Origin of the sequence: Streptomyces sp. NPDC048483 (assembly GCF_040651455.1) — a bacterium.
Taxonomy (GTDB): Bacteria; Actinomycetota; Actinomycetes; order Streptomycetales; family Streptomycetaceae; genus Streptomyces.
On record NZ_JBEZJZ010000195.1, the window covers coordinates 1 to 8,334 of the forward strand.

The 8,334-nt window shown below is 69.8% G+C and carries 6 protein-coding genes; 1 reads left to right on the top strand and 5 read right to left on the bottom strand.

Going from position 1 to position 8,334, the window contains the following annotated elements; genetic code table 11:
* Both AB0D04_RS41540 and AB0D04_RS41545 read right to left on the bottom strand, forming a co-directional pair.
* Positions 1–1,783, bottom strand: a 1,783-nt coding sequence (locus tag AB0D04_RS41540; protein WP_362712602.1) for an AMP-binding protein, incomplete at its 3' end; no start/stop codon positions are given.
* 5 nt (positions 1,784–1,788) lie between these two features.
* Positions 1,789–4,317 (bottom strand): Pls/PosA family non-ribosomal peptide synthetase, encoded by a 2,529-nt coding sequence (locus AB0D04_RS41545; RefSeq protein WP_362712603.1) that lies wholly within the window; start codon positions 4,315–4,317, stop codon positions 1,789–1,791.
* 423 nt (positions 4,318–4,740) lie between these two features.
* Between AB0D04_RS41545 and AB0D04_RS41550 the strand changes: the two genes are divergently transcribed.
* Positions 4,741–5,394, top strand: a complete 654-nt coding sequence (locus AB0D04_RS41550) for a 4'-phosphopantetheinyl transferase superfamily protein (protein ID WP_362712604.1) — start codon at positions 4,741–4,743, stop codon at positions 5,392–5,394.
* Positions 5,395–5,431: 37 nt separating this feature from the next.
* Here AB0D04_RS41550 and AB0D04_RS41555 read toward each other — a convergent pair whose 3' ends face one another.
* The 3 genes from AB0D04_RS41555 to AB0D04_RS41565 all read right to left on the bottom strand — a co-directional run.
* The gene (locus tag AB0D04_RS41555; protein WP_362712605.1) at positions 5,432–6,616 is read right to left on the bottom strand and encodes a GDSL-type esterase/lipase family protein; all 1,185 of its coding nucleotides are present in this window, start codon (positions 6,614–6,616) and stop codon (positions 5,432–5,434) included.
* Between the two features lie 91 nt (positions 6,617–6,707).
* Positions 6,708–7,280, bottom strand: coding sequence for a TetR/AcrR family transcriptional regulator (locus AB0D04_RS41560; protein ID WP_362712606.1), 573 nt, complete (start codon positions 7,278–7,280; stop codon positions 6,708–6,710).
* Positions 7,281–7,682: 402 nt separating this feature from the next.
* The coding region (locus AB0D04_RS41565) for a SulP family inorganic anion transporter (RefSeq protein ID WP_362712607.1) at positions 7,683–8,334 on the bottom strand (652 nt) is incomplete at its 5' end.

Here is an 8,334-nt window from a genome sequence, read left to right on the forward strand (position 1 = left end):
GCCTCGGTCCGCAGACTCCGGAGAAGACGATCTCTCCGGGGGCGCCGAGCGGCACCGGAGACAGGTACTCGTCGACGATATGGATGTGCACGTTGTTGACGGGTCGGCCGAGCGGGATCCGTTCGGTGTCCGGCACCCGGTCCATGACCTCGTGGTTGGTGTCGTCGGATGTCTCGGTCAGCCCATAGGCGTTGACCAGCCTGATCCCGGGCGCGGCCGCGAACCAGCGCTGGACGAGTTCCCTCTTCAGCGCCTCCCCGGTGACCGATACGCAGCGCAGGGCGGGCAGTTCGCGGAGGCGCCGCTCCAGGGACGACAGGACGACATCGAGGTAGGACGGCACCACCTGGACCACGCCGGCCCCGCCCTCGACGATCGTGTCGAGGAACCGCTCGACGTCCAGGACGGCCTCCTGCCCGACCAGCAGGGTCCGCCCGCCGGCCAGCAGCGCGGAGAGCAGTTGCCACAGGGAGATGTCGAAGCACTGCGGCGCGGTCTGCGCGACGACCTGCCCCTCGGTGACCGCCAAGTCGTCGATCTTGGCGTAGAGATGGTTGAGCATGCCCGCGTGCTCACACATCGCGCCCTTGGGCTCGCCGGTGGAGCCGGAGGTGAAGTAGAGGTAGGCGAGGTCGTTGGGGGCGACGGGGACGCCTGGGTCGCCGTCACCGCGGTCCTCCTCGTACGCCGCGTCGATGAGGAGCCGGCGGACACCGGGCAGCGAGGCCAGGGCCGGGTCGAGGGTGCCGGTGCTGCCGGGCTCGGTCAGCACGAGCCCGCACGAGGCACGGGAGAGCATGGTGGCCATGCGGTCGGCGGGAAAGTGGGGCTCGATGGGCAGATACGCGCCCCCAGCCTTGAAGATGGCGAGGACGGCGGCCAGCCAGTCCAGGTTGCGCTCGGTCGCCACCGCCACGACGTCTTCCCGGCGCAGTCCTCGCGCCAGCAGCGCATGGGCCAGCCGGTTGGCGTGGGCGTTGAGTTCGCGGTACGTCCACTGCCGGGCGCCCTGCACGGCCGCGACGGTATCCGGGTGCGCCCGTACGCGCCGCTCGAACAGCTCGTGGAACCGGTGGTCCGGCAGATCCCGCCGGGGTCCGGCCAGTCCTTCGCGCTGGAAGCGGAGTTCCTCGGCGGACAGCAGGCTCTGCCGCCGGTGCGTGGCGTCCGGCTCGGCGGCGATCAGCGTGAGCGCGGTGAGGTGATATCCGGCGATTCTGGCGGCGCCGGCCTCGTCGAGCACCTCGGTCCGGTACCGCAGCCGCAGCAGGTGCCGACCGTCCCGGTCCGCCACTGTCACCCGCAGCACGGCGCCCTCGGCCGCTCCGTCGCCACCGGTCGGATCGAACACCGTCTCGGGCAACGGTCCGGACGGGCCCGGCGTCCCGTCGGCGTCATCGGCCGGGAAGTCCTGGCGCGCCGGCAACCGGGATGCGTCCCGATGCACCTCGCGCACCAGCGTCCGCCAGGACTCGGCCGCGGTCGTCAGCGGGCAGGCCACCGGAGCGCTGCCCGGCACGGCGACATAGCCGGTCGCGACCTCCCGCTCACCGGTCAGCGCGGACAGAACCTTGGCGTGCGCGGCCAGCAGCACCGAGGGGAGCGTCACCTCCCACTCCCGTGCCAGTACGCCGAGCGCGCTCATCAGGCCCTCGGCCAGCTCCGTGTCGTGTGCGGCGGTGCCCGGAACCGGCGCGAGGGTCCACCGTGGTACCGCGGTGAACCCGCCGGGGGCGGGCACCTCGCGCCGGGGTTCCGTTTCGCTCTTCCCAGACGTTCCCATCGCTGCTACCTCCACTCCCCGCCGTCGCCCCGGCGCATCTGCCGGGCCGGATTTCCGCCCCACCACGTGCGCTGTGGGAGGTCTTCGCCCTTCATGAGGAAGGAGTCGGGGGCGAGTACCGCGCCGTCGCCGATCGTCACGCCGTAGTGCACGAAGGCGCCGACCCCGATCGTGCAGCCGGAACCGATCGTGCTGCGGTCGGACTTGAAGGTGCCGTCCTCCTGCGAATGGCACTGGACGACGCTTCCCATGTTGAGCGTGCAGCCGTCCCCGATGGTGACCATCGATCGCTCGGTCAGGTAGCAGCCGTCGTCGAAGACCCTGCTGCCGAGCCGGACGCCCAGCAGCCGCCAGATCACGTTCTTGAAGGGAGTGCCGTCGAATAGCCGCAGATACGTCTCCGACGGCACCTTCCAGTAGCGTTCGCGTTTCCAGAACCGCAGGTCGTAGATCGAGCAGAACAGCGGCCCCATGGGATGGCGGGCCGTGACCGCCCGTTCGATCAGCACGAAGTACGCGGCACCGAACAGGAAGATGAGGACGTTGCCCAGCGCGATCGCCGCCGCACCGAGCGGGGCGTAGAGTTCGGCGGCGGCCGAGGCGAGCAGCGTGACCAGGAAGAAGTAGATCCACCTGACCAGCAGGAACCACCCCATGGTGGCGGCGTTGTGCCGGTTCTTGGCGGGGAGCCAGTGGCGCAGCTGCTCCTCGCTCTTGAGCCCGTCGAAGGTGCTGTCGCGCTGCACCGACCGCGGGATCTCGAAGCTGGGCGAGCCGAGAAGCCCCACGCCTTCCCGGATCTTCCCGTCGATGGGGACCATGACCTTCGTCGCCAGGAGACAGTTGTCGCCCGTTCTGCCTCGCGTGGGGTAGGCGATCCTGTTGCCGAGGAAGTTGTGTGCCCCGATCGATGTCCGGGAGACCCGGAAGGACGTGCTCGAGTAGTCGGCGTTGTTGAGCGAGAGCCCGTCGGCGACCATCGTTCCGGTCCCCACCGAACTCAGGAACGGGGTCTCGTGCCGTACCTCCGTGCCGAAGTTCGACCCGGTCTGCTCGATCCGGGAGAGGTCGTAACCGATCCGGCGCAGATAGTGGACGATGCAGGAGCTGTCACCGAACAGCCGCGTCTGGAACTTGCTGTTGGTCAGGAGAGCGATCGCCCGGTGCACCCCGTAGTGGAAGCCGTACAGGGGATAGACCTTGTCCGGGGTGAGGGTCCGGTTCAGCAGGCGGGGAACGGTGACCACGGCGAGGAGGCCGAGGACCATGGAGCCGACGAACAGCACGAGCGAGGACGCCAGGGCGTCGCGGTAGAACGTCCAGCCCGTCAGGGCCGTGGGCCCTGGTTCCAGCGCCGCGGTGAGCTGCGGGAGCGCGGCGAGCAGGATGGCCACGGCGCCGATTCCCAGCGGCACGTACACGAGGATTACGGCCAGCAGTTGCAGGACGCTGTGGACCACCTTTCGGGTCGCACCGCAGTCGGCCGCGCCCACCGCCCGGTAGTCCGCCTCGGTCCGTTGCGCCGGCGACCCGTGCCAGCGCTCGCCGTCGGGCACCGCCTGCCCGCTGTGCAGGGAGGAGGCGTGGCCGAGCTGGGCCGCGTCGCCCAGTGAGGTGTCGATGTCCAGGACGGTGGCCTCACTGACGACCGCGTCCTTCCCCAGCGTGACCGTGCCCGTCTGGATCAGGCCGGCGTGGGCCCGGTAGCAATTGAGGAACGCGTCCTTGCGGACGAGTGCGCCGTCGCCCACGGACAGCAGATCGGCGCAGACGGGAATGTTCCGGGAGAAGATGACGGCGCCTTTGCCGATTCTCGCGCCCAGCGCCTTGAGATAGAGCGCATAGAGCGGCGAACCGGCGAAAAGGACCAGCGGGTCGGACCGGACCAGCGTCTTGACCGTCCAGAAGCGGAGATAGGTCAGGCTCCAGATACGGATCTGCCGGGGTTTCCACCGGCCGATGAGCACCCATTTCGCCAGGACCGGAAGGGCGCACAGCCCCGCAATGGCCGCCGCGCCGAACAGGACCGAGCGCAGGTACGCGTCGAACGGGCCGGATCCGGCGGAGATCCAGGTGTAGCCCTGACCGGCGATGAGCGCGGCGAGGTAGGAGTATCCGAGGAAAACCAGGAGCTGAAGCGTTCCGCACAGGACGTATTGCGGTGTGCCCGTCGGGGACACCGAAGCGGGTGCGGGTGCGGGGGCCGGCGATTCGACGGGGGAGGAGGGGGCGGAGGCCTCGAGCGCCGTCGCCAGGCTCCTGATCGTCGGGTGCCGGTAGACGTCCTTCATCGATACCGAGGGCAGGTCCGCACGTTTTCTGACCCGTGCACAGAACTGTGCCATCACCATCGAGTCGGCGCCCAGTTCGTCGAAGAAGTGGCTGTCGACAGACAGCTGGCCGACGCGTACGACGTCGGCCAGTACCGCAGCGAGTGTCCCCTCGACAGCAGCGGTCGGGGCGGTGAACCCGCCCCGAACCGTTGGGGATTCCCCCAGATCGGGGGGCAACGCTTCAAACGACTTTCCCGCCATGTGGGCTCCCTCGGAACGTTCCGACCGCCCGCGCTCGGCGCCCCCCGGCACCGGGCGACCTCGCCCGATCCGGCGCGTGCCGGAGCGGGTGAACCGGGCGGTGGGTGGGGTGTCGGTGTCAGCACGGGCGGCGAGTCGGCCGGCGGGAGACCAGCTCCCGGGTCCGTGGTCGTCCGCGCTCGATACGAGAGACGGTCGAACTTCACGACCTTTGTTCGATGCTAGCGTGAGGTGACAGAAGCGACATTTGGAGAACTTTTCGCATAACGGTTACCCCTTTGAAACATGGGTCATTGACCCTTCGACTCGGGCCTCAGGAGCCGCGGCGACGCCGTCTCCGGGGAAGGAAAAACCCGCCGCATGAGGTCGTGCTCGGTGCCGTGCGCGATGCCGTGTGAGGCGGGTGCGGAGTAACCTGGGCCCGTGGAGACGAGGAGTGCCGCGAGCATCTTCACGCTCAACGTCAAGGCCCATGCACGTGAGGCCGAAACGTTGCGCGATGTCCTCTCTCCTGCCGAACGCGCCCGCGCGGACGCCTTCAGGCGACAGGATGACCGCGACCGCTATCAGGTCGCACACACCGCGCTGCGGCGGGAGTTGTCCGCCCGGCTGGGTACGCCGCCGGCGGAGATCTCCTTCGTACGTGCTCCCTGCCCCTCGTGCGGAGGGCCGCACGGACGCCCGTCACTGCCCGGCCACACGCTGCACTTCTCGCTGAGTCACGCGGGCGACGTGGTGGTCCTCGCCTACGCGCAGGCCCCGGTCGGCGTGGACGTCGAGGAGTATCCGACGCCCGTGGCGGCGGCCGAGGTGGGCAGCCGGCTCCACCCCCGCGAGCGGGCGGAACTGGCCGCACTGCCCAACGACCGGCGCCCGGAGGCCTTCGCGCGGTGCTGGACACGCAAGGAAGCTCACCTCAAGGGGATCGGCACCGGCATCGCCGAGGGCCTGTCGGACCACTACCTGGGCACCGGCACCCGGCCCGCCGAGATCCCCGGCTGGCACATCCGGGACCTCGATGACCCCCTGTTGCCGGTCGGTTACGCGGCGGCCGTCGCCGTGGCGTCACCGCGCTGAACAGCAGGAGACCCCGTCGGTGTCCCCGTTTCCCTGGTCAGGCGGTGCGGTCCGTGAACGGGCCCTCGGGCGTGAAGGCCAGCCGGGCGAACCGTTCGCCGATGCGGCGGTGTGCCGCGGCGTCCGGGTGCAGCTGGTCGGGCAGTGGCAGCTCGGTGAAGTCGGACTCACCATAGAGAGCGCGGCCGTCGAGGTAGTGCAGGTTCGGGTCGTCGGCCGCGCGCTGCTGCACGATGCGCGCGAGTTCGTCCCGGATGACGCGGAGCGTCAGCTTCCCGCTCGCGGTCTCCGAGGGGTCGCCCATGGCCGTGAACTGAAGCTTTCCGGCGCTGAGGTTGCTGAAGTCCGGGGCGCAGGGTCCCGGAGTGTCCTCGTGGAGGGGGCACAGGAGGGGCGAGACGACCAGTAGCGGTGTGGTGGGGTGACCGTCGCGGACCGTGTCGAGGAAGCCGTGCACGGCCGGGGTGAAGGCGCGCAGCCGCATCAGGTCGGCGTTGACCAGGTTGATGCCGATCTTGAGGCTGATCAGGTCCGCGGGGGTGTCCCGCAGGGCGCGGGCGGTGAAGGGGTCGAGCAGGGCGCTGCCGCTCATGCCCAGGTTGATCAGCTCCACGCCGCCGAGCGAGGCGGCGAGTGCGGGCCAGGTGGTGGTGGGGCTTGCGGCGTCGGAGCCATGGCTGATCGAACTGCCGTGGTGCAGCCAGACTTTGCGGCCGTGGTCCGGTATGGGCTCGACGGGGGCATCGGTGCGCAGGGCGGCGAGTTCGGTGGTCTCGTTGTGCGGCAGCCAGATCTCGACGTTCTTGATGCCGTCGGGCAGGTCGCCGAACCGGACGGTGCCGGTCGGGCCGGGCCGGCGTTCGGCGGTTCCGGCGGCCATGTCGATGGTCAGGGTGTTGCCGCCGGGCATGCTCGCCCGGCCGGCAAGGCGGCCGTCGACGAGGAGGTCGTACACGCCGTCCGGGCGGGGCGGGGCACCCACGTAGACCCGCTTGGTGGGCAGCGCGTCCAGTTCCACGGCGGTGGCCCGGGTGCGGAAGACCAGCCGGACGCCGGAGGGCTGGGACTCCGCCATGGCGAGCTGTCCGTCGGCACATTGGGCGCGGGCCCGGGCGGGCAGTCGGTGTGGCAGCACCCCGTGCGCGGTGCGCTCCAGATCGAGGGCGCCGCGCAGGAGGTCCGCGGTGATCTCCGTGGTGATCCAGTCGTGCTTGCTGTCCATTGCCTCACCCTGTCGATGATGAAGTTGGCATCGTGCCGATGCGGGGATGCGGGGGCGGTGCAGATGTGCTAAAGCGGCCTGGGCGGCGGGGTCAGGGAGCGAGCCGGCCCCGCAGCAGGGCGTCGAGGCGGTCCAGGATCCATGACCAGGTCTCCTGTGAGCCGGGGGCGCTGTGGCTGAACCCCCCGGCCAGTTCCAGGCTGACGTAGCCGTGGAAGACGCTGCCCAGCAGCCGGACCGTGTGCGTCTGGTCCGGCTCGGTCAGGTCGTAACCGCGCAGGATCGCCCGCATCATCTGCGCATGCTTGCTTCCGGCGCTCGCGGCCGCCGCCTCCGGGGTCAGCGGGAACTGGGCCGCTGCGTAACGGCCGGGGTGTTCCCGGGCGTAGTCGCGGTAGACGTTTGCGAAGGCGGTCAGCGCGTCCTTGCCCGCGCGCCCGGCCAGGGCGGTGGCTCCCCTGTCCGCGAGTTCTTCCAGGGCCAGCAGAGCGATCTTGGTCTTGAGGTCCTGCGAGTTCTTCACATGCGAGTACAGACTCGCGACCTTGACATCGAATCGCCTGGCCAGCGCCGAAACGGTCGCCTGGTCAAAGCCGACCTCGTCGGCCAGTTCCGCCCCCGCCCGGACCAGGCGTTCCGTGGTCAGCCCTACACGCGCAGCCATAACCTTCCCTCCGTAAGACTAACGGCAATGTACATTTGCCTAAAGACATTAGGCAAATGGATGCAGTGCATCCCACTGACCCGCATGGGACGACGCAGCGGCGGCAGCTCCGGACGCATCAGCCGTGGAGGGTGGCCAGCCAGTACTGCCGCGCGGTGGGCGAATGAGCCACCTGCCATGTGGCGGTCGGCGCGCATGCAACCTCCGACGCCTCTCCGCCGCGGCGACCGATGACGGCGGATCGGGATGGCCCCGGTGATGCAGTGTCACGAATCGTCAGCTGATGTGACGTCAATCGACCTCGGTGGCGAACCACTTACCCACCGTACGCACAGGCGTGCCGGGGCTTCCCGAGGCGAGGAGCCTTCGGGAAGCCCCGGCACGCGGCGGTGCCGTCACCGTTCAGCCGGCCACCTGCACCGGTGAGGCGGCGTCATCGCGCTCCCCGGCCGGCTTTGTCATCCGCACCGGCTCGGTCCCGGCGATGTTGTGCCGGGCGGCCCAGTTCTCCAGGGCGGAGCGGCACGCGTGGTCCAGGTGCCGGACGGAGGACAGGTCGAGCTCGATGGGCCGGTCCTTCGGCAGCGCCTCCAGCGTCTCCAGGATGCGCGGCAGCCGCAGGAAGGTGGCGTTGCCCGTGCAGGTCACCACCATCCTGCCGCCGGTGAGTTCGCGGATGTCGACGTGGACGTGCGAGGTCTCCCACGCCGACTTCGCCACGGCCAGCCCCAGGCCCAGCAGCACACCCTCGAACATGCTGGTCGTCACGATGGCGATCGCCGTGACCGCGAGGATGACGGCCTCGCCCCGGTGTTCCCGCCACAGCGGGCCGATGTCCTTCACGGGAACCAGCTTGCAACCCGAGTGCACCAGCACACCCGCCAGGGCCGCGAGCGGGATGATCCCGATCGCCGCCGGCAGCAGCACCGTGAACAGCAGCAGCCACAGGCCGTGCAGGATGCGGGAGAGCGAGGTCTTCGCGCCTCCCTGGACGTTGGCGGCGCTGCGGACGATGACCGCGGTCATCGGCAGGGCCCCGAGCACACCACACACC

Coding starts and splice junctions, on each gene's coding strand:
- AB0D04_RS41545 (WP_362712603.1), bottom strand. CDS start 4,317: ATGGCGGGAAAGTCGTTTGAAGCGTTGCCCCCCGATCTGGGGGAATCC.
- AB0D04_RS41555 (WP_362712605.1), bottom strand. CDS start 6,616: ATGGACAGCAAGCACGACTGGATCACCACGGAGATCACCGCGGACCTC.
- AB0D04_RS41560 (WP_362712606.1), bottom strand. CDS start 7,280: ATGGCTGCGCGTGTAGGGCTGACCACGGAACGCCTGGTCCGGGCGGGG.